This is a genomic window from Lactobacillus sp. W8174, from assembly GCF_016100975.1.
GTDB lineage: Bacteria > Bacillota > Bacilli > Lactobacillales > Lactobacillaceae > Lactobacillus > Lactobacillus juensis.
The window spans coordinates 88,388-108,443 of record NZ_JACFRN010000007.1 but is presented as its reverse complement, the minus strand read 5'-3'; the positions used below and the strand labels follow the sequence as shown (position 1 = coordinate 108,443).

The 20,056-nt window shown below is 37.0% G+C and carries 23 protein-coding genes; 7 read left to right on the top strand and 16 right to left on the bottom strand.

Going from position 1 to position 20,056, the window contains the following annotated elements; all coding sequences use genetic code 11:
* Window positions 1–201: 201 nt before the first annotated feature.
* Together H3U49_RS09730 and H3U49_RS09725 are read left to right on the top strand one after the other, a co-directional pair.
* Window positions 202–1,122, top strand: a complete 921-nt coding sequence (locus tag H3U49_RS09730; RefSeq protein ID WP_338212384.1) for an NAD(P)/FAD-dependent oxidoreductase — start codon at window positions 202–204, stop codon at window positions 1,120–1,122.
* 9 nt (window positions 1,123–1,131) lie between these two features.
* Entirely contained in the window at window positions 1,132–1,782 is a 651-nt protein-coding gene (locus tag H3U49_RS09725; protein WP_198181167.1) for a VTT domain-containing protein, read from the top strand.
* 10 nt (window positions 1,783–1,792) lie between these two features.
* On the opposite strand, the gene H3U49_RS09720 is transcribed toward H3U49_RS09725, so the two are convergent.
* Genes H3U49_RS09720 through H3U49_RS09700 form a run of 5 tightly spaced genes read right to left on the bottom strand, consistent with a single transcriptional unit; the run spans window position 1,793 to window position 5,472 of the window.
* Entirely contained in the window at window positions 1,793–2,401 is a 609-nt protein-coding gene (locus tag H3U49_RS09720) for a TIGR01906 family membrane protein (RefSeq protein WP_198181166.1), read from the bottom strand.
* The gene (locus H3U49_RS09715) at window positions 2,398–3,174 is read right to left on the bottom strand and encodes a TIGR01457 family HAD-type hydrolase (RefSeq protein WP_198181165.1); all 777 of its coding nucleotides are present in this window, start codon (window positions 3,172–3,174) and stop codon (window positions 2,398–2,400) included. Before H3U49_RS09715 ends, H3U49_RS09720 begins: the two co-directional genes overlap by 4 nt.
* Window positions 3,175–3,753 carry a YutD family protein gene (locus H3U49_RS09710; protein WP_198181164.1) on the bottom strand — a complete coding sequence of 193 codons (579 nt, stop codon included), beginning with the start codon at window positions 3,751–3,753 and terminating at the stop codon, window positions 3,175–3,177. It abuts the gene before it with no gap.
* Window positions 3,722–5,128 (bottom strand): bifunctional UDP-sugar hydrolase/5'-nucleotidase, encoded by a 1,407-nt coding sequence (locus H3U49_RS09705; protein WP_198181163.1) that lies wholly within the window; start codon window positions 5,126–5,128, stop codon window positions 3,722–3,724. The genes H3U49_RS09710 and H3U49_RS09705 overlap by 32 nt, the downstream gene beginning before the upstream one ends.
* 11 nt (window positions 5,129–5,139) lie before the next feature.
* Window positions 5,140–5,472 (bottom strand): hypothetical protein, encoded by a 333-nt coding sequence (locus tag H3U49_RS09700; protein WP_198181162.1) that lies wholly within the window; start codon window positions 5,470–5,472, stop codon window positions 5,140–5,142.
* Window positions 5,473–5,557: 85 nt separating this feature from the next.
* On the opposite strand from H3U49_RS09700, the gene H3U49_RS09695 reads away from it, so the two are divergent.
* On the top strand, window positions 5,558–6,946 hold the full coding sequence (locus H3U49_RS09695) for a glycerophosphodiester phosphodiesterase (RefSeq protein WP_198181161.1): 1,389 nt from the start codon (window positions 5,558–5,560) through the stop codon (window positions 6,944–6,946).
* A 31-nt stretch (window positions 6,947–6,977) separates the two neighbouring features.
* Here H3U49_RS09695 and H3U49_RS09690 read toward each other — a convergent pair whose 3' ends face one another.
* Window positions 6,978–7,979 carry a substrate-binding domain-containing protein gene (locus H3U49_RS09690; protein ID WP_198181160.1) on the bottom strand — a complete coding sequence of 334 codons (1,002 nt, stop codon included), beginning with the start codon at window positions 7,977–7,979 and terminating at the stop codon, window positions 6,978–6,980.
* A gap of 149 nt (window positions 7,980–8,128) precedes the next feature.
* On the opposite strand from H3U49_RS09690, the gene H3U49_RS09685 reads away from it, so the two are divergent.
* The gene (locus H3U49_RS09685) at window positions 8,129–9,229 is read left to right on the top strand and encodes an aminopeptidase P family protein (protein ID WP_198181159.1); all 1,101 of its coding nucleotides are present in this window, start codon (window positions 8,129–8,131) and stop codon (window positions 9,227–9,229) included.
* 79 nt (window positions 9,230–9,308) lie between these two features.
* Here H3U49_RS09685 and H3U49_RS09680 read toward each other — a convergent pair whose 3' ends face one another.
* Entirely contained in the window at window positions 9,309–9,725 is a 417-nt protein-coding gene (locus tag H3U49_RS09680; RefSeq protein ID WP_198181158.1) for a DUF1269 domain-containing protein, read from the bottom strand.
* Window positions 9,726–9,742: 17 nt separating this feature from the next.
* Window positions 9,743–10,168, bottom strand: coding sequence for a DUF948 domain-containing protein (locus tag H3U49_RS09675; RefSeq protein ID WP_198181157.1), 426 nt, complete (start codon window positions 10,166–10,168; stop codon window positions 9,743–9,745).
* Window positions 10,169–10,279: 111 nt separating this feature from the next.
* On the opposite strand from H3U49_RS09675, the gene H3U49_RS09670 reads away from it, so the two are divergent.
* Entirely contained in the window at window positions 10,280–11,095 is an 816-nt protein-coding gene (locus H3U49_RS09670) for a mechanosensitive ion channel family protein (protein ID WP_198181156.1), read from the top strand.
* A 90-nt stretch (window positions 11,096–11,185) separates the two neighbouring features.
* Here the strand turns inward: H3U49_RS09670 and H3U49_RS09665 are convergent, their stop codons facing one another.
* A complete protein-coding gene (locus tag H3U49_RS09665; RefSeq protein ID WP_198181155.1) occupies window positions 11,186–11,800 on the bottom strand; it encodes an XTP/dITP diphosphatase in 615 nt (204 codons plus the stop codon).
* Window positions 11,801–11,813: 13 nt separating this feature from the next.
* Window positions 11,814–12,602, bottom strand: a complete 789-nt coding sequence (murI, locus tag H3U49_RS09660; RefSeq protein ID WP_198181154.1) for a glutamate racemase — start codon at window positions 12,600–12,602, stop codon at window positions 11,814–11,816.
* A 69-nt stretch (window positions 12,603–12,671) separates the two neighbouring features.
* On the opposite strand from murI, the gene H3U49_RS09655 reads away from it, so the two are divergent.
* Window positions 12,672–13,091, top strand: coding sequence for a YslB family protein (locus tag H3U49_RS09655; RefSeq protein ID WP_198181153.1), 420 nt, complete (start codon window positions 12,672–12,674; stop codon window positions 13,089–13,091).
* A 72-nt stretch (window positions 13,092–13,163) separates the two neighbouring features.
* The gene (gene mscL / locus H3U49_RS09650) at window positions 13,164–13,535 is read left to right on the top strand and encodes a large-conductance mechanosensitive channel protein MscL (protein ID WP_046331689.1); all 372 of its coding nucleotides are present in this window, start codon (window positions 13,164–13,166) and stop codon (window positions 13,533–13,535) included.
* 27 nt (window positions 13,536–13,562) lie between these two features.
* Here mscL and trxA read toward each other — a convergent pair whose 3' ends face one another.
* The 6 genes from trxA to alaS all read right to left on the bottom strand — a co-directional run bounded on the left by trxA (window position 13,563) and on the right by alaS (window position 20,052).
* A complete protein-coding gene (gene trxA, locus H3U49_RS09645) occupies window positions 13,563–13,874 on the bottom strand; it encodes a thioredoxin (protein ID WP_034980713.1) in 312 nt (103 codons plus the stop codon).
* 85 nt (window positions 13,875–13,959) lie between these two features.
* Entirely contained in the window at window positions 13,960–16,314 is a 2,355-nt protein-coding gene (locus tag H3U49_RS09640; RefSeq protein WP_198181152.1) for an endonuclease MutS2, read from the bottom strand.
* A 53-nt stretch (window positions 16,315–16,367) separates the two neighbouring features.
* Entirely contained in the window at window positions 16,368–16,673 is a 306-nt protein-coding gene (locus H3U49_RS09635) for a DUF1292 domain-containing protein (RefSeq protein ID WP_045927649.1), read from the bottom strand.
* A 1-nt stretch (window position 16,674) separates the two neighbouring features.
* Entirely contained in the window at window positions 16,675–17,103 is a 429-nt protein-coding gene (ruvX, locus tag H3U49_RS09630) for a Holliday junction resolvase RuvX (protein WP_198181151.1), read from the bottom strand.
* Complete coding sequence (locus tag H3U49_RS09625; protein WP_038521496.1) at window positions 17,103–17,360, bottom strand: IreB family regulatory phosphoprotein; 258 nt, start codon at window positions 17,358–17,360, stop codon at window positions 17,103–17,105. Before H3U49_RS09625 ends, ruvX begins: the two co-directional genes overlap by 1 nt.
* A 52-nt stretch (window positions 17,361–17,412) precedes the next feature.
* Window positions 17,413–20,052 (bottom strand): alanine--tRNA ligase, encoded by a 2,640-nt coding sequence (gene alaS, locus H3U49_RS09620; protein WP_198181150.1) that lies wholly within the window; start codon window positions 20,050–20,052, stop codon window positions 17,413–17,415.
* Window positions 20,053–20,056 lie beyond the last annotated feature (4 nt).

Sequence of the window (20,056 nt, the reverse complement as noted above, 5' to 3'; positions counted from 1 at the left end):
CCTTAGGGGCCTCTTGCCTTGCGGCTCATTGCCCGACGACAGTTATTAATACTAGCAATTATTTTTCCCTTTTGCAAGTACTTTTTACAATTTATTGAAGAGACTTACTTCTTTTTTTATGATAAAGTTGTTATATCAAGGTTTAGAGGGGAGTTTTTTAAAATAAAAAATTTTGATTTAGCAATTATTGGGGCAGGTCCAGTGGGATTATTCTGTGCTAATTTTGCCCATCTTCACGGTTTAAAAACTGTAGTTTTTGACTCACTCGCAGAAGTTGGGGGACAGCCAAAACTACTTTATCCATTTAAAAAGATTTTGGACATCCCAGCTTTTAATTCTGTTCTTGCTTGCGAATTAATCGAAAAGTTACAAACTGAAAACAAGCAAAATGCAACTTTTATCTTAAACCATCCTGTCGTAGATCTTAAAAAAATAGATAGAAAATTTATTATTGATAACAGTTTTTCTGTAAAAAGCATAATTATTGCAACTGGAACCGGATCGTTTACTCCTAAAAAATTTCCGTTAAAAATGGATAATGAAATTGAAAAAAGAGTTCACTACTATGTTAGAGATCCTCAAAAATTTAAAAATCAAAAAATAGGAGTCTTCGGTGGAGGAGATTCTGCCCTCGACTGGGCAGCTGAACTAGCAGATCAGCCAGGAACGAAAATTATTTTAATTCATAGAAGAAATGAATTTCGGGGTTTGGAATCCAGTATTCAAAAACTTAAAAGTTTAAAAAATGTTGAAGTACAAACACCCTATCTTCCTAAATCAATTCAAATTAGAGATAATCTACTTAACATTGGTTTAAAAGAGATAGGAACCAGCAATATTATTTACGAACAATTTGATCAAATAGTCGTCGGATATGGTTTCCGTGCTAATAACCAATTTGTAAAAAAGTGGGGTGTCCACTTAAACAATAACCAAATTGAAGTATCACGCTCTATGGAAACAAACATACCCGGCATCTATGCAATTGGCGATGTATCAACTTATCCCGGACGTGTACCTCTTATTGGACTTGGATTTGGAGAAGCACAAATTGCAATTACTACGATTATGCGTGCGCTTTTTCCCGAAAAGACCTTAACAATTCATTCAACCAGTATTTAGGAGATGTTTATGACAATAATCAACTTTATTTTGCATATCGACCATCATCTGATTGAAATAGTTAATCAGTTTGGCAATTGGACATACTTGATTATCTTTGCCATTATTTTTATTGAAACTGGATTAGTTATTTTTCCCTTTTTACCCGGTGATTCACTAATTTTTGCCGCCAGTTCTTTAGCAGTTAACCCAGAATATAATTTGAACATTTGGTGGATTTATTTTGCGGTATTACTTGCAGCTATCTTAGGTGATGCCTGCAATTATGAAATAGGAGCCTGGTCTGTAAGACAAAGTACAAAACATACTTGGTTTAACAGGCTGATTAACCAAAAAAATCGTCTGGCTGCTGAAAATTTTTTTAACAGACACGGACCAATTACCATTGTTATCGGCAGATTCATTCCCTTTATTAGGACATTTGTTCCCTTTATCTCTGGTGGCAGCAATATGCACTATGGAAAATTTGCTCTTTATAACGTAATTGGAGGAATAATCTGGAGTGGTTTATTTACGATATTGGGTGCATTCTTTGGTAACATACCATTTGTGAAAGAGCATTTCTCAATGTTACTGATCGCAATTATCCTAATTTCTGTTTTGCCGATTTTAATAGTTGCATTAAAAAAACGTATTAAAAACAAAAAGGAGTTTCATTAAGAACTCCTTTTTATTTTTGCAATAATTTATCAGCAAAATACAGTTCATAAACAATACCCGCAATTGCAAAACAAGATGCAAAAAAACCTTCAGTGAGGACATTAATAATTGGATCTGTCACTGGATCAAATAACCAGGTGTTGCTACCCGCAAAAAACAAATGATGAAAAGTGATGAAAAAATTATCAAAATTAGTCAGTGCAAATGGCAATATTGCAACTGGTAATAATAAGAACAATAAAGCCCATACTTTATTCAAACGTAAAAATTTTTTATTTCTTTTTTTACTCCAAAAAAGTATTATTAAACAACACAAAAAGGCAATAATTGCCAATACGAACAATTTTTTGACATCGGCGAAATGACTTGCAGCCATTGAGGAAGTAGGCAAATTACTCATTCTTAATTTTCGCTTAAAAGGCCAAATTAAATACCACATTAATTGATTATAATTGCTCATTACTTGTCCAATTGATAAATTCACCGTTTTATTCGTTTTTTGCACCAAAACAAAGACAAATAATAAGGGCCAACTAACAACGAGTGCCGTTACAACACTAGTAGAAACAGCAAAAATAAAATGGTAAATAATAGTTAGAATATTATTTCTTTTAGTCATAATTTAACCTGATCTAAGCTGTCAACCAAAATTGTCGGCTGCTTTTTTCCTTCAATGTCCGCAACTTGTGTAATACCAGTAGTTACCAGCAGTTGGTCAACATGACTGTTAAACCCTGCCTTAATATCAGTATCGTAATTATCGCCTACTAAAAGCGTATCTTTTTTAGCAAAATGAAATTTATCTAACAACATATCAATAATCACAGAAGAAGGCTTACCAATAAAAAACGGTTTTTGCCCACTAGAAGCTGCAATCATTGCACACTGAGATCCATTGCCTGGCATTAAACCTTTTTCACTAGGCAAATTTAAATCCGCATTAGTACCAATAAAGGTTGCTCCCTTCCTGATTGCACTCACAGCTACTTGAATTTTGTGGTAAGTCAAATCCGTATCCATCCCGACCACAACATATTCTGGATTAGAATCATTAAGCTCAAAAGCCGGGTTTTGCATAAATTCACGCCATAAACCAATTTGGCCAATGATATAAACACCAATTTTGTTAGTGCGCTTTTTTTCATTATTTAGAATATAACTTACTGTTGCCATACACGGCGTATAAATATGTGCAATATCAGTTTGGACGCCATGAATTTTAAGCTTATTCACTACCATTTCCGGAGTGCGAGTCGTATTATTAGTTAGAAAAATATAATCCTTATGCGCTTTTTCAAGGCGCTTAACAAAACGAACCCCAGAAGCAATAGTTTCCTTACCGCGATAAATTGTGCCATCGAGATCGATTAAAAATAAACGGTAATCTTTCACTTACTTACTGCCCTTTCTTTTTTTAATTACAAAAGAATGATGGTTCGCTCGTTGCTTTTTTACAGCTACTGTTTCAGGCCTTTTTATTCTGCTTGGACGCACATGATAGCTTTTAAAAGATTTATTCAGTTTTTTTCTATGCAAACCCTGCGCCTTATTCTTAAACGAATTTTTCCGCCTTTTTCTTTTATTGTAATGATAATGATGCACCGGGCTCAAAAGCTGTAGCACAAAATATGGCCCTCCCGGATTACAGTATTCCAGTAAATAGTCAGCAATAGTCTGCTTTTTGCGATCAATTGCTGTTGGGGCATTATCCTGGTAGAAGCCTTTTAAGCGCAAATGCTCACTTGATACATCGCCCACAATAAAATCATATTGATCTAAATATGGATCATATTTTTGCCGCAAAAGCTCAAGGTCAAGAGCATCATTCTTATTAACCACAACCTGATAAAGTTGTTTATTTATTTTTAGTTGATCATCATCCAAACTAACGACAGCCAGAGGATGCCGCAATGGTTGTTCTCGTTCAAATTTATTATCTTTAGCTTTTCTGTTGCTCGTTTGTTCTACCATTATTTTCACTTCCCGTTAACGGATATTTCTTTGCTAAATAATCCCCTATTACTTCACGCAAAAATTTGGGAAATAAGAAATCATTATCACCAACTATTGCCAAAGTAGGGAAAAAAGGCACTAGAACATAATGATCCAAAACAGCAATTTGATATTCCTGGTAGGGATCGACTTCCTTGCCATTTACAAAAACTACTCTGGTCATGGGATCAAACTTGATTCCTTTGTAGTACATTTGACCAAAAATTTTCCCCCTAAAACTCATACCCTGTAAAGGAAACTGGTCTAAAAAGTGCCGGTTTTTTTCGATTTCCATGACTAGGCGCCACAAATCACTGCCTTTTAAAGTAGAGCGTACAACATGCATTGAATGAGGCAAAGCTCTTTGTAAGTCATATTTAGTTAAAATGCCCTTTTTAAATGGAGTTAAAAAAAGACCTGAACTTAGCATAGCTAGGTTTGTTCCGGCAAAATTTGCAATGGCATCCATAGAAACCTGCAGAGCAGCTTCACGGTCATTATCATATTTCTCAGGCAAATCAGCCACAAGTTCATGACTTAAAATTTCTTTACCCTTTTGCCTGTAACCTAAAATAGTATCTTCATCATCAGAGTGAGACTTCATCAAACTAGTTGGCTCAACATGTGGCGTAATCTGACACACATGGTGATTGTCGTCAATTTCCATATAAGTATTACCCACATAATTGCCCCATTTACCTGTTTGGGTAATCCAAACACCCTTAACTTCTTTACCATGGGGTAGCAGATCGTGGCTATGGCCACCCACAATCAAATCAATTTCCGGATAATTCTTGGCTAAAAAGGTATCCATATTTAAGCCAATATGAGTTATTAAAATTAACACATCATATTGCCCCTTCATTTTAGGCAGAACGCTGTCCATGGTTTCTTTCAACATTTTAACGTGCCAATGATTAGGTTCATAAGAAAGAGGATACGCTGCAGTCAGCCCAATTAGACCAATTCGAGTGCCCTTTTTGGTAAGCAAAATTTTATCTTGAACAGCCCAATGAGGCATGGAACCGTCTTCTTCGCGCAAGTTCGCTAAAATAACGGGAAAATTAGCATGATCAAACAATTTTTCTACAACACAATGTGAATTGGAAATTCCTTCATTGTTACCGATAGTGATTGCATCGTAATGAAAAGAGTTCATTAGCTTAATGTTAGCTTGGCCGTACGTCGCATCAGTCAAGGGATGCGAGCGATCCATGAAGTCACCAGCATCAAAAGTAAGAACCTGGTCAACAGATTTATCTTTTTGCGCTTCTTTTAAATAACGACCAATTTTGGGGAAATGTTCGAAATGTGAATGTAAATCATTAGTGTGTAAAATGCGAATTTTTTCCATTATCCTGCTCTCTATCCAATTTGATTAGATTTCAAAACCATGTTATAGGCATCTAAGACTTTCCCTTTTGGCTTTTTCCATTCCACCCAATCGGGATTTTTCCAGTCATCTTCATTGGTCAAAGTTTCAAGTTTGTAGTTTTTATTAATATATTCTTCATAGGTAATAAGGGCTTTAGTACGTGGAATGTTCAACTGCAAAATACGCACGCTTTTTATTTTTCCGCGATCAGCAGCCAGTTCAGCTATCCCATTTTGATCAATATTGGCAATTTCAAAATACTTACTGCCGTCGTTGCGCACTATTTCCTCAATTAAATCCAACTCTTCATATTGTTCATTCATTAATATCCCCCACATAAATTAAATCTGTGACATGTAGCAAAAAATGTGCAACCATGCTATTGTAGTTAACAATAGAGGTGTACACATGAAATATCAAAGCCAATTAATCAGGGCTCTAGTTTTTAGCATCATTTTTATTACAACCTGTGGTTTCACTGTGGTCGGCCATCGGGGCGATCCCAGCAAATATCCTGAAGAAACTATTCAAAGTGACAACTCTGCTTTTAATTCGGGTGCTGATTACGTTGAACTTGACCTCCGTCTTTCTGCAGATGGAGAGTTAGTTGTTTCACACGATGATGACTTGTTTCGAGTGACCCATACACATGCAATTGTATCACAAAATAATTGGCGGGCACTTAGCGAGTTAACCTATGACAATGGTGAACATGTCATGAGTTTACCACAATTATTTGATTACTATCAAAAAAGACCAAATACAAAATTTATTCTCGAAACCAAAATAGATCATTCGCTAGATCCGTCTTATGAATTAGAAGACCAAATCGCAGCGACTATCAAAAAGTATCATATGGAGAAACGGGTTATGATTCATTCTTTTTCAGTTGCCAGCTTATTTCATTTCCGTAAGATTATGCCCGATGCCTACTTAATTTTAATTGTCGGCAGTCTTAAAAGAATGAATTTTAGTAATTTACCGCAAGTAAATGCCGTTAATGTTTCCTCTGATTTGATTTTAAATCATGCCTGGCTGCTACATTGGCTGCACCAGTTAAATAAACAGGTTTTTGTGTGGACTGAAATGGATGAGTCCCCTAATTTATGGCAATGGCTAATTAACAAAAATGTCGATGGCGTTGTAACTAACTTTCCAAGTACTGGTTTTAAATACAAACTGGCAAAGGAAGGTACCAAAAAGTACGATATTCACCGCAGTGGCAGTTATTTTGGCAAAAAAAAGACTAAGACTATGATGAATCCTTATGTGCGGGATAAACAAGATAAATTTGTTTATCCGGGGCAAAAATTTGAGGTAATGTATGGGGTCAGAGCTCATAATCAGCTTTATTATCAAATTGCCAATCAGACCTTTATCTCGGCAGAATTTGTTAATATGGATTTAAAGCCTGAAGATATCGCATCTTATCAAAATAAGCAAGTATTAGCCAAGCCTCAAAAAAACGTGCATATTTACCGCTTTCCTGATAATCAATCAAAAACTAATAAAGTTTTACCTGGTAATACTTTGTTAAAAATAGAGAACTTCAATGGCAGTCCCAAAAGTTTATGGCTGTATACATCTTTAGGCTGGGTTAAAGCAAGTGATATTCTGTTCTACGGCTTTTTTGACGAAACTAGTTGGCAAAATTATCGTCATTTACCACGCATAAGTCGCTATTCCAATATTGCCTTAACTCCTTACTTACCATTACAATCCGCTAAACCGCTCAATACTTGGCAGCGAATAAAACATGTGCAAAAATTAACCACTAAAAAAGTGCTGCATAACTAACATGCAGCACTTTTTATATAATAAACAATTTTTACTCATTTGTTGTACTTTGTTTTTTCAATATTTCATAAGGCAGCTCGATCTGGGTTTCTGGCACTTCTTCATTATTCATCAGTTTAGTGAGCATTCTCATGGCTACTGCGCCAATATCATAAAGTGGTTGCCGAATAGCTGTTAAAGCGGGACGTACAACTGACGCAATTTGCGTGGCACTTGCAGTAATTATTTCTAATTCTTCCGGCACCTTTTTACCAGCATCAATTGCTGAATTCAAAATTCCGACAGCGGTAACGTCACGGGTGACAATTACACCATCAACACCATCGCGGTCTAACTTAGACAATAAATTATAACCATCAGAGTGATCTTTAACATTAGAATAAATATGGCCCTCACCCAAATTATGATCCGCCATAAATTTCTTATATGCTGGAACTCTGTTTTGGGCATTAACTACTGTATCGGGATCGCCTAGCACTAAAGCCAAATTCTTTCTACCATCATTATAGAGCAAGTTTAAAGCTTCTGTATCAGCTTTTTGATAATCTATAGCAACTGAAGGAAATTCACTGTGGCTATCCTTAGTTCCTGCCAGAACCACAGGAGTATCAGTACGCTTAAAGGCTTTAACAGCTTCTTCAGGCAGTGCATCTGACATGTAAATTACGCCATCAACCTGTTTGTTAAGCAAGCCTTGAATTGCCTGATCTTCTCTCATCAAACGGTTTTCAATACTAGTGATAATAATGTTGTACTTATATAAAAGCGCAATATCATCAATCCCTTTTGACAATTCTGCAAAATAAAGGTTGGTTAGATCTGGCACAATTAAACCGACCGTAGTAGTTCTCTTGGAAGCAAGCCCTTGTGCTACTGCATTGGGCTGATAATGCAAACGGTTAATTACTTTCATTACCCGATCACGCGTATCTTTACGCACATTTGTATTGCCATTAACTACTCGTGAGACTGTGGCCATCGAGACTTTAGCCTCACGAGCTACATCATAAATTGTAATATCTTGTTTACGCATTCTTGGTTCCCCCATCTTAATTTTACTAGTATAAAATTTATCATTTTTTTCCAAAAAGTGCAAACGTTTACAACTATTCTTTCATTTTTTCAAGTCAAGAACATGATATACTTTCTTTAACTGTAAATTCAAAATGGAAGGAAGAAGCTATGAATTTAACAAAATTACAAGAATGGCTGCAAAGTTCTGATAAGGATGTAGCCTATATTTCTAACCCAACTACAATTGCCTACTTTACCGGATATGACATGGAGCCGCACGAACGAATTTTTGCCCTTTTAGCATTTAGGGATCAGGATCCGTTTGTCTTTGTGCCGGCTTTAAACGTTGAAGAAGCCAAAGACTCCGCCTGGAATGGTGATGTTTACGGTTATCTGGATTCAGAAAATCCCTGGGAGATTATCGCTGACAAGGTAAAAAGCAGAACAAAAGAGTATCAAAAATGGGCTGTAGAAAAAAACAACCTGTCTGTTTCTCACTACCAACTCATTCACGCACAATTTCCCGACGCAAATTTTGACGGCGACGTTTCGAATTTTGTTAATAAAATTCGCCTGTATAAAACTCCTGAAGAAATCAAGCAATTGCAAGCCGCTGGACGTGAAGCTGATTTCGCATTTCAAATTGGCTTCGATGCTATTAAGGAGGGCGTCACTGAAAGATATATAGCAGGACAAATTGAGTATCAGCTCAAAGTGCAAAAAGGTGTCATGCATGAAAGTTTTGAAACTATTGTGCAAGCGGGTGCCAACGCCGCCAATCCTCATTTGGGTCCTACTATGAATAAAGTTAAGCCAAATGAATTAGTTCTCTTTGACCTTGGAACAATGCACAATGGCTATGCTTCAGATTCCAGCCGTACTGTTGCTTATGGCGAGCCGACCGCTAAAGAAAGAGAAATTTACGAAATTGATCGTGAAGCTCAACAAGCTGCTATCGACGCAGTTAGACCTGGTATGACTGCTTCTGAACTCGACAGTGTCGCTCGCAATATCATTACAAAAGCCGGCTATGGTGAATACTTCATCCACCGTTTGGGACATGGTATTGGCAAGGAAGTGCACGAATATCCTTCAATTGTCCAAGGTAATGATCTTATAATTGAGGAGGGCATGTGCTTTTCGATTGAACCCGGAATTTACATTCCAAATGTTGCGGGTGTCAGAATTGAAGATTGTGGTGTCGTTACTAAAGATGGCTATGAACCTTTTACTCATACCAGTAAAGAACTCAAAGTTTTGCCTCTTTAAACAAGAATTTAAATCACTTGACCACACAAAAATGGCACTAGCAGCAATATCTTATCTGCTAGTGCCATTTTTTATTAATTTATGGTCTGGAATATGGATCAACTGGTGCATCAGACGGATCAGATGGACCTTCTGGTTTTGGAGGCTCCGGTTGATTAAAATCGTCTGTTGTTTCTGCATGATGCAGATCATTGGCTACATCTTGAGCATGATCTTTTTGTTGAACATCATCATCTTTTGAATTATCAATAACGATATCATCAAAATCCTTTAGTTCTGAATCATCTTCTACATTCTTAGGGAATGAAGCCAGTTGATTCTTCACTATTTCGGTACCGTTATCATATTTCTTCTTTAAATCCTGAACAGTTTCATTGTTCTTAACTTTTTTCTTTAACTCGTCGATTTGATCATCACTTACTAAGAGAGAACCAGCAAGAAAACCTGCGGCAGTCCCAACAATAGTTCCCAAAACAAAACTTACAAACTTTTTCATAAAAGTAACTCCTTTTACTAATCTTCACCTTTACGTCGCTTATGCCGTGCAAACACCGATGCTAAAGCAGATGACATTAATCCGTTACGCTTCCAATGAAAATTATTGAAACGTTTTGCCATTTTTCTGGTAGAGGTATTAACATCTGAAACGCTTTCGCCCAGATCAGCTGCTGCCTGAACAACAGGATCAATAGTTTTCATTTTAACATTAACATCTGCTAACAAGACATTGGTTTTGTCCAGCAAATCTCCAGTCTGATGCAGTAAACCATTAACATCTTCAGAAATTTGCTGAATAGACTCGTTAGCACTTTGGATTGCTTTTTCAGCTTCTTTAGTCGCCTTTGCGGCACGAATAAGCACTGGAATTGTGAAAAGTACTAAAATTAATAATGCAATGGCAGCAATCAACCCTGCTAATGCACCATAAGAAAATTTCATCTTTTACCTCCAATTCTATACCTAAAAAAAGTCTAGCATGAAAATGCTTTAATCTCAATCTATATGTCATATTTTGTTATAGTTAATATGCATATACGAAAGGTAATTACCATGAATAAAATATTTCAAATCAACAAAAACGTCCTCAAATTCAACTGGGACAGACTGGGTGAACAAGTTTTGGCAATTGTCTGGCAGTTAGCAATTTCTTCCTTAGTTTTTTATTTAATTGACCATTTTGGCAAAAAAATTATCAGCCATTATTTGAAGCGCAGTAAAAGAAAACAAAATAAGAGAACACAAACTGTTACAGCATTAATTAACAGTATCTTTGAATATACAGTAATCTTCTTTTACTTATTTGCGGTTTTATCCATTTTAGGCATTCCAATTGGAACTCTGCTTGCAAGTGCCGGTATTTTTTCACTAGCTTTAGGTATGGGAGCGCAAGGATTTGTCAGTGATTTGGTTAATGGCTTTTTCATCTTAAGCGAAGATCAGTTTGATGTGGGTGACATTGTTTCCATCAACAATCAAACAGGAGTTGTTGTTCAGTTGGGTTTAAGAACTACCAGACTTAAAGGATCGGATGGTTCTATTATCTACATTCCTAACCGCAACATTTCAATAGTCCAAAATTTGGCCCATGGCGGCATTGGTTTGGATATAACAATGCAGCTTAAAGCCAATAATGACTTTGCAAAAGTTCATGAACTTATCAATCAAGTTAATAAAAATTTAAGCACTAATATTAACTTTTTAGTGCAGGAGCCCAAAATAGTTGGAATCACAGAACAAACAGCACAAACTGTCAATTATGTTATTCATTTTCAAGTTAAACCTGGCCATGAAAAAGAAGTCCAAGATGAGTACCTCACACAATATTTAAAAATATTACCTCAAAATAAAATTTTACTGGCAGAATAAAACAAAAACTGATAAACATCACATCAGACAAATTCAACGAAATTATTATTCTTGTTGAAATAGTACTTGAGATTTTTATCAGTTTTTTACTTATTCAAATTGAGCCAGCCATTGAGGTAATTCTTTGAGCAGTTGGGATATCGCTTTCCCTCGATGAGAAAGGCTGTTTTTTTCTGCAATTGTCATCTCTGCAAATGTTTTCTGTTTTTCTGGTACATAAAAAAGCGGATCATAACCAAATCCATCATCGCCTTGAGGAGCTGGCAAAATCAAGCCTTCGCATTGTCCTGAAACAACTAAATCCTGGTCAAAATGACCTGGCTTAGAAACTACGATTGTAGTATTAAATCTAGCAGTCCGTTTTTTTAAGGGTACTCCGCCAAGTTCTGCTAGCAATTTGGCATTATTTTTTTGGTCATTATGTTCGGGGCCGGCAAAACGTGCAGAATGAACTCCAGGAGCACCATCAAGTGCATCAACAATTAACCCGGAATCGTCTGCTATTGTCAACATATGGCTGTAATCTGCTAACTCGTGGGCCTTCAACTTAGCGTTTTGCTCAAAAGTTATTCCATATTCATCAACTACAGGTGGTCTATCTAAATCAGCATTGGTTTTGAGGCTAACATTAATTGCAGCCGTTTTAAATGCTGATTTTAGCTCCTTGACTTTTCCTTTATTGGTGGTAGCAAATAATATTTCCATTTTTTCTCCTTTACTAAAGGTGCTGTGCACTAAATTTCTGATCCTGTAATACTTTTTTACCAAGTTCATCAAACATTTTGACATCACCTGTAGTATAGTATTTGTGTTTCCCCTCAGCTGAACTATCCGTGAACATCTGATCACGTTTCATAATATTATATGTATACTGGGCAACTTGATCGGCAGGGTCAATTATTTGTACATCGGGTTTCAAGCACTGGGTAAATTCACTGCGGATAATTGGATAATGAGTACATCCTAAGACTAAAGTATCAACACTTAAATTGTTTATTGGTAATAAAATCTTTTTAAGTGCAGCTACATAAGCTTGATGTCCCGCATTGGCTTCAATTAGGGGTACAATTTGTGGAGCAGCTATCTCGTTCACAGTTATCTCAGGATCACGTACCTGTATTTCCTTTTGATATGCATGTAAGCCAACAGTCATCTTGGTGGCCACGACTGCAACATTTTTGTTTTTGGTCGCATTTGCTGCTGCTACAGCACCTGATTGGATTACACCAATAATTTGTGGTTCAATTTCTTTTTGAATTGCTTTCATAGCCACTGCCGTGGCTGTGTTACATGCAAAAATGATTAATTTGACATTTTTACTTAATAAAAAGTTAACACTCTGCTTAGTAAGAGCGATAATTTCTGCTTTAGACTTATCACCGTAAGGAATATGAGCATTATCACCAATAAAAACGGTCGCCTCGTGTGGCATTTTGGCAATAATTTTTTTGACTACTGTCAACCCGCCAACACCAGAATCTAGCAAGCCAATTGGTCGGTTATCCATTATAAAAGTCTCCCCTAAATAATTTATACTTCAGTCAATTTTACGGTAAAATAAAAGAAAATAAAAGGGATGAATTTCTTTATGCAAAACAATAACGAGCAACACGAACATGTTTATTTTGTAAATCAACTTTATCGTGATTTCTTACTGCCAACAATTTTAGGTGAAGACAATGAAGCCATTCTTTATTGGGGCGGCAAACGAATTGCCCGCAAATATGATTTGTTGTCATTTGAAGATGTAGTTAGTTTCTTTGCAACTACAGAATTTGGCAGCTTAGAAAAGACAAGGACCCATCACAGCGAAGAAGTATTTAAGCTCAAAGGGCAAAACGTGACCGATCGGATTAACAGTGGCAGTCGAGAATTTTCTCTTGAAGCTGGCATCATTGCAGAAGCAATTGAAAAGGAAACTGGTCGCACAACTGAGTGCGAAATCAAAGTTGATGAGCGAAAAAAAGAAGTTAAATTAATCGCTAAGTTTGATTAAACTTCCAGAAACAAATAATTTAGTCTTTTGCTATTTTTGCAATATGATTAAAGTAAGAATGGAGGAAATAAAATGCTTAGAGAATTTAAAGAATTTATTCAACGTGGTAATGTTATTGATCTGGCTGTAGGTGTAATTATTGGTGGAGCTTTTACCAACATTGTTAATTCTTTGGTAAATAATTTGATTAACCCACTTTTAGGGTTGTTTATTGGAAAAATTGATCTATCCAATTTGGTATTTAAAGCCGGTGGTGCCACATTTAAATACGGTGAGTTTATCAATACTGTAATTAATTTCCTGATTATAGCATTCATAGTTTTCTTACTAGTCAAAGCTGTCAATAAAGTAATGAGACACAATGAGCAGCAACAACCTGCTGGTCCATCTGCGGAAGACTATCTCAAGGAAATACGCGATTTATTAAAAGAAAAAAGCAATTAAAAAAATTCCTGCACAAGCAGGAATTTTTTATTTTGTGTATTGATCCAAAATCTGACTCAGTTTTGCTTTTGGAGTATAGCCAGTAATTCGGTCCACAATTTCACCATTCTTTTTAATCAATAAAGTTGGAATGGCCATTACACCCAAAGAGCTTGGCACTTCCTTATTTTGATCAACATCCATTTTGGTAAATTTAACGTCTTGTCGCTCTTCAGCCAGTTCATCAACAACTGGTGATTGCATTTTACAAGGACCACACCAGGTTGCCCAAAAGTCTGTTAAAACGACACCGTCTTTTGTTTCTTCTTCAAAGTTTTGATCTGTAAGCTCATCAACCATGAAAAACCCTCCTTTAAGGAAAAAATAGTTATCTATTGATATTTTCATTATAGCAAGCAGACTTACTTTTTACAAGTAAAGCATTTTATTGTAAATGAACAATAGTAGCACCATTGCCACCCTCATTTGCTGGAGCGTAATTATAACTTTTTACATGCTTGCTTGACTTTAAATACTGCCAAACACCTTTTCTAATTGCACCAGTTCCAATACCATGAATAATCGTGACAACATCAAGGCCTGCGAGCAGTACAGAGTCAATATAGCGATCAAGATTAGTCATTGCTTCATCATAACGCTGACCGCGCAAGTCAAGCTCACTTCTCACATTGCTCCTTCTGCTTGCGCTAACAGCGCGAACTTGCTGGTGGGCGCGCGACTCTTTTGGAGAACCAATTTTTTCAATGTCGCGATCACTGACTTTAACTTTAATGATGCCCATTTGTACTTCATATTCATGTTCGGATAATTTTTTAGTAATCGTACCAGTTTGTCCGTAAGACAACACTTTTACCTTATCACCTACATTGACATGATGACGTCTTTTTTCACGTTGCAAAACACGGTTGTGAGCCAAATTCTCATTTTGCCGTGCAAGTTGATTAAATTCACCCTTAGCTGCAATCACTTCATTTTGTTTGACATTGCCCTTTTGCTCTTCAAGCTGAGCTATGATTTTATCAGCTTTTTTACGACTTTTTGTGACTACTTCATTAGCTCTTTCCTGGGCAAATTCCAGCTGCTTTTGCACACGCTGATTATACCAATCCAATGCTTGCTGCAACTTTAGTTCAAGTTTTTTAGCTCGATCAAGACTAGTTGTTAAATGACTACGCGCATCTGAAGCAGCTTTAGTTTGTTTGGTCAACTCGGTAATCATTTGGTTAATATCAACGTTTTCGTCACTCATTAACCCTTGAGCGTTTTTAACCACATCCTCACGCATCCCTAGCCTGCGAGCAATAGCAAAGGCGTTACTGTGACCAGGAATACCAATTTGTAAACGATAGGTTGGAGACAGTGTTTTTAGATCAAATTCCATAGAGGCATTAGTCGTTCTTTTACGATTATAACCATAAAGTTTAAGTTCTGGGTAATGGGTAGTGACGATAATTTTAGCTTTCTTTTGCCGTAAAAAATCCAAAATACTAATTGCAAGACTGGCTCCTTCTTCTGGATCCGTCCCCGCTCCAATTTCATCAATCAAAACAAGAGTTTCAGCATTAACATTTTTCATTATTTTAACAATATCGTTAATATGTGAAGAAAATGTGCTGAGTGATTGCTCAATAGATTGTTCATCCCCAATATCAGCGCAAATATCCTTAAAGACGCCCGCTTTACTGCCTTCTGCTGCCGGGATAAATAACCCTGACTGGGCCATCAATTGTAAAATTCCTGCAGTTTTTAATGTGATAGTTTTTCCACCAGTATTGGGACCAGTTATCAGCATCGTATCGTAATCTTCACCAAGGCGAATGTCGTTTGCAACTACTTTTTTGGGATCAATTAAAGGATGTCGCGCCTGTAAAAATAAAAGTGACTGATCATGAGTCAACTTTGGTTCAGTTGCTTTCATAGCATGAGCCAATTTTGCCTTTGCCTGGATAAAATCAAGCTCAACCAAGGAGCTTGCAATAGCATCTATACTGTCAACTTCTGGGCGCACTAAATCTGACAGATTGCGTAAAATCCGACTAATCTCCCTTTTTTCTTGCGCCAAAAGATTTTGCTGACGGTTGTTAAGATTTAAAACTGCACTCGGCTCAATAAAAAGCGTTTGCCCGCTGGCACTCTGGTCATGAACAACGCCACCAAATTTATTGCGGTATTCTTGCTTAACCGGAATAACGTATCTTTCGTCACGAATAGTCACTATTTGTTCAGATAAATATTTACTGCTATTACCTTTTGTGTAGCTATCCATTTTATCTTTAATCTCTGCATCATTATTTTTGATTTCGCGACGTAAATGGGATAATTCAGCAGATGCAGTATCAAGAACTTCCCCGTCAAAATCCAGTGAACGCTTAAGTTGCTTAAACAGTGACTGAGGCACGTCCAATTGCGTTAAAATCGAATTTATTGCCGTTAAATCCAATTTTTCATCATCAACATCACTAAAAAAGTCGTTGATTTCATTAGCAAGTGCTAAAACCAGCAATAAGTTGCCTAATTCCTTTGCATTCAAATTTGCTTTGATCCGCAAACGCTTAATACTCGGCTCAACATCAGCAAAATCTGTTAAGGGCAGTTGTCCCTTGATCCGCAAAATATCAGCACCTGCCAAAGTCTGCTTCAGTGCCAGTTCGACTTGAGCAAAGTTATCACTTGGTACAAGACTCTCAGCTGCCATTTTAGCTGGTGTAGTAATCGCCATTTGTTGCAGTTGTTCAGTAATTTTTGCAAATTCTAAAGTTTCTAATATCTTATCATTCATTAGTTTCTAAATTATTAATCTTGAATAAAAAAGGCTGGCCCAGCCAGTCTTTTTTATTCACCACTCAATCGGTCGTCGTCCAAAAATGTGTTCAAAACTCCTTGGACCATATTCCATTCATCATCCGCTTCAATCTCGTGTAAGTCACTGCTAGTGACATCACCTGCGGCATCGGAGTCATAACTAAAAGCCAAAACTTCAATTTCCTCATCATCACTGGCAGCTGCCGGATAAAGCAGAACATATGATTTATCATAGTCATCAGAATGAAATGTAAATAAAATTTCATATAATTCTTCGTTGCCTTGATCATCAATCAAGGTAATTTGACGGTCATCACCGTTAACTTCTTGTGTCATATTAATCCTTTCGGTTTAGATCCAAATAATTTTGTAAAATCAAGACAGCGGCCATTTGGTCAATCACTTTTTTACGTTGGTGGCGGTTGTGCATATCTGCTTCTTCAACTAAAACACGTTCAGATTCAACTGTAGTTAGTCTCTCATCAGAATAGTGCACTGGCAAACCAAACTTCTTTTTAAGCCTTTCACCGTATGCCTTACTTCGGGCAACCGCTGCACCTGAAGAGCCATCCATATTTTTGGGCAAACCTAAAACAAAACCCGCTGGTTCATATTGGCGCACAATCTTTTTAATTGCACGCATACCAAAATTATAACGCGTTTCATCAATAGGGATAGTTTCAAGCATTTGTGCAGTGATGCCTAATTCATCACTGACTGCAACGCCTACTGTCTTTGATCCAACATCTAAACCAACTAATCGCATTATTTATCTTTTCCAAGATAATTTTTGACAAGCTCTTCAATAATTTCATCACGTTCGTGTTTTAAAATTAAATTACGAGCATCATTATGCCGTGGAATATAGGCTGGATCGCCAGACAACAAATACCCGACAATCTGATTAACTGGATTATAGCCCTTCTCTTCCAGAGCATTATAAACATCTTGCAGAGTATCATGAACGTTTTTGCCTTTATTTTCATTAAAGTCAAAGTGCATTGTCTTATCTAGCGAACTCATAATCATTCCTCCTAGCACAATTTTACTTGAAAAACAGTATAAACTCAATCAATTAATTTTTTGAAATCGCTGTGATCACTGTCTGAATAGCCTTTTCAAGACCTTCAGGTTTTTTACCTCCGGCTTGAGCCATATCTGGGCGACCGCCTCCTCCTCCTCCAAAGATTGGAGCAGCTTGCTTAATTAAATCACCTGCTTTAAGGCCCTTGGCTAATGCTTTATTACCTAGGCTAATGATCATATTGGCCTTGCCGTCACTAGCAGTGGCCAAAATCAGCACATCTGAATTTTTGCCACTCTTCCAAGTATCGGCAAATTCACGCAAATCATTCATTCCGTTAACATCAACTTTTTGGGCAATAACAGAAAGATCACCGACCTGCTCTATATTATCAAAAATAGAGTTGGCTTTACTTTGATTAATTTGCAAATTCAAATCTTCAACCTGCTTTTGACTGTCATGCAGGTCCTTTTCAAGCGAATCAACCTTATCAATAATATCTTCTGGTTTAGTTGACTTTACTTCTGCTTGAATCTCATCTAACAGTTCAGACCTATTGGCTAAGTATTCATATGCTTTCTTAGAAACAACTGCTTCAATTCTTCTCATTCCTGCACCAATAGCTGATTCAGAAATAATCTTAAAAATACCTATTTGGTTAGTATTGGCGCAATGAGTACCACCACAGAACTCAATAGAAAAATCAGACATCTGCACAACCCGAACTTGATCACCGTATTTACCGTCAAACAAAGCCAAAGCGCCCATTTTTCTACCAGTATCAGGGTCAGTGATGGTAGTTTTGACATCAATAGCTGCCCAGATTTTTTGGTTTACCAGGTTTTCAACGGACTTAATTTCTTTTTTAGTCATTGGTTCAAGCGCAGTAAAGTCAAAGCGCAAATAATCGGGTTCAACCAAACTGCCGGCTTGATGAGTATGTTCACCCAGTACGCTTCTCAAAGCTGCATGCAACAAGTGAGTAGCCGTGTGTGAGTGGCGCAGACCTTCGCGGCGAACTCTGTCGATCTTTAGAGTATATTCCTCACCTTTTGTCAGAGGTAAAATCACATCGACAAAATGCATATTTTGGTCATTAGGCGCATGTTGCACATCAGTTACTTGGGCAACTAGTTCTCCTTCCTGATCATAAATATTGCCGTGATCAGCCACCTGACCACCACGTTCACCATAAAAAGGAGTCTTATCAAAAATCAAAACGGCATTATCGCCATCTGCTCTATTAACCAATTGATCATTGACAATAATATCAACTAGTTTTGCGTGCTTTTCTTCATAAACACCGTATTCAAACTCTGACTTATCCTTTAAGTTCATCAGGGTTTCATCTTGAGAACTCATTGATTGCAAATTACCACGAGCTTTACGAGCACGTTCTTTTTGGGCAGCCATTTCAGCATCAAAGCCTTTTTGATCAACTTTTAAACCTGCATCCTGTGCAGTCTCAAAAGTTAGTTCATAAGGAAAGCCATAGGTATCAAATAACTTGAACGCATCTTTACCAGTTATAGTTTTATCTTCTGACTTTTGTGCACTTGCAATTAAGTCATCAAGTAAAGTTAATCCTGATTCAAGAGTTAACTGGAATCTTTCTTCTTCATTCTTGATTACTTTGGCAATGAAATCTTTTTGCTCTGTCACTTCTGGGTAATGACTCTGCATAATTTTACCAACCACTGGTACAAGTTTATAAAGAAATGCACCCTTAATGCCTAAACGCTGACCATTTAAATCGGCACGCCGAATTAGGCGCCGTAAAACATAGCCACGCCCTGTGTTTGATGGCAGTGCACCATCTGCAATGGCGAAACTGACAGTACGGACGTGATCTGCAATAATCTTAAAAGCAGTGGTATCTGCCTTATTTGTGCCATATTTTTTAGCAGCAGTCATTTTTTCTGTTTCATGGATAATCGGCAAAAAGAGGTCAGTTTCAAAGTTAGTTGGCGCATCTTGCAAAATAGACAAAACGCGCTCTAAGCCCATACCGGTATCAATATTCTTATGTGGTTGATCAACATACTTGCCATTTGCCAAATGATTATATTGTGAAAAGACAATATTCCAAATTTCCAAATAACGGGCATTTTCACCACCAGGGAAGTTTTCTGGATCATCTTCTGCCACATCGTTATTTTCCTGACCACGATCATAAAAAATTTCAGAGTCAGGACCGCAAGGACCTTCACCAATATCCCAGAAATTTTCTTCCAGTTTAACGATATGATCCTCGGGCATACCAACTTCAAGCCAAATTTTATGTGCTTCTGTATCTTTAGGGTAAACAGTACAGTAAAGTTTTTCCTGATCTAAATCAAGCCAGTCGGGACTGGTCAAAAATTCCCAGGCCCAAGTAATTGCCTCTTTTTTAAAATAATCGCCCACAGAAAAGTTGCCGAGCATTTCAAAAAAAGTTTGGTGTCTGGCTGTTTTACCAACATTTTCAATATCATTGGTTCTGATTGACTTTTGTGAACTGGTAATGCGATGATTTTTGGGCACTACTGAGCCATCAAAATATTTCTTCATCGTCGCCACACCGGAATTGATCCACAGCAAGGTGGGGTCATCTTGCGGAATCAATGATTGACTGGGCAATACCATATGGCCGTGCTGCTTGAAGAAATCCAAAAACATCTGTCTAAATTCTGAACTTGTCAGTTTCTTCATCAAA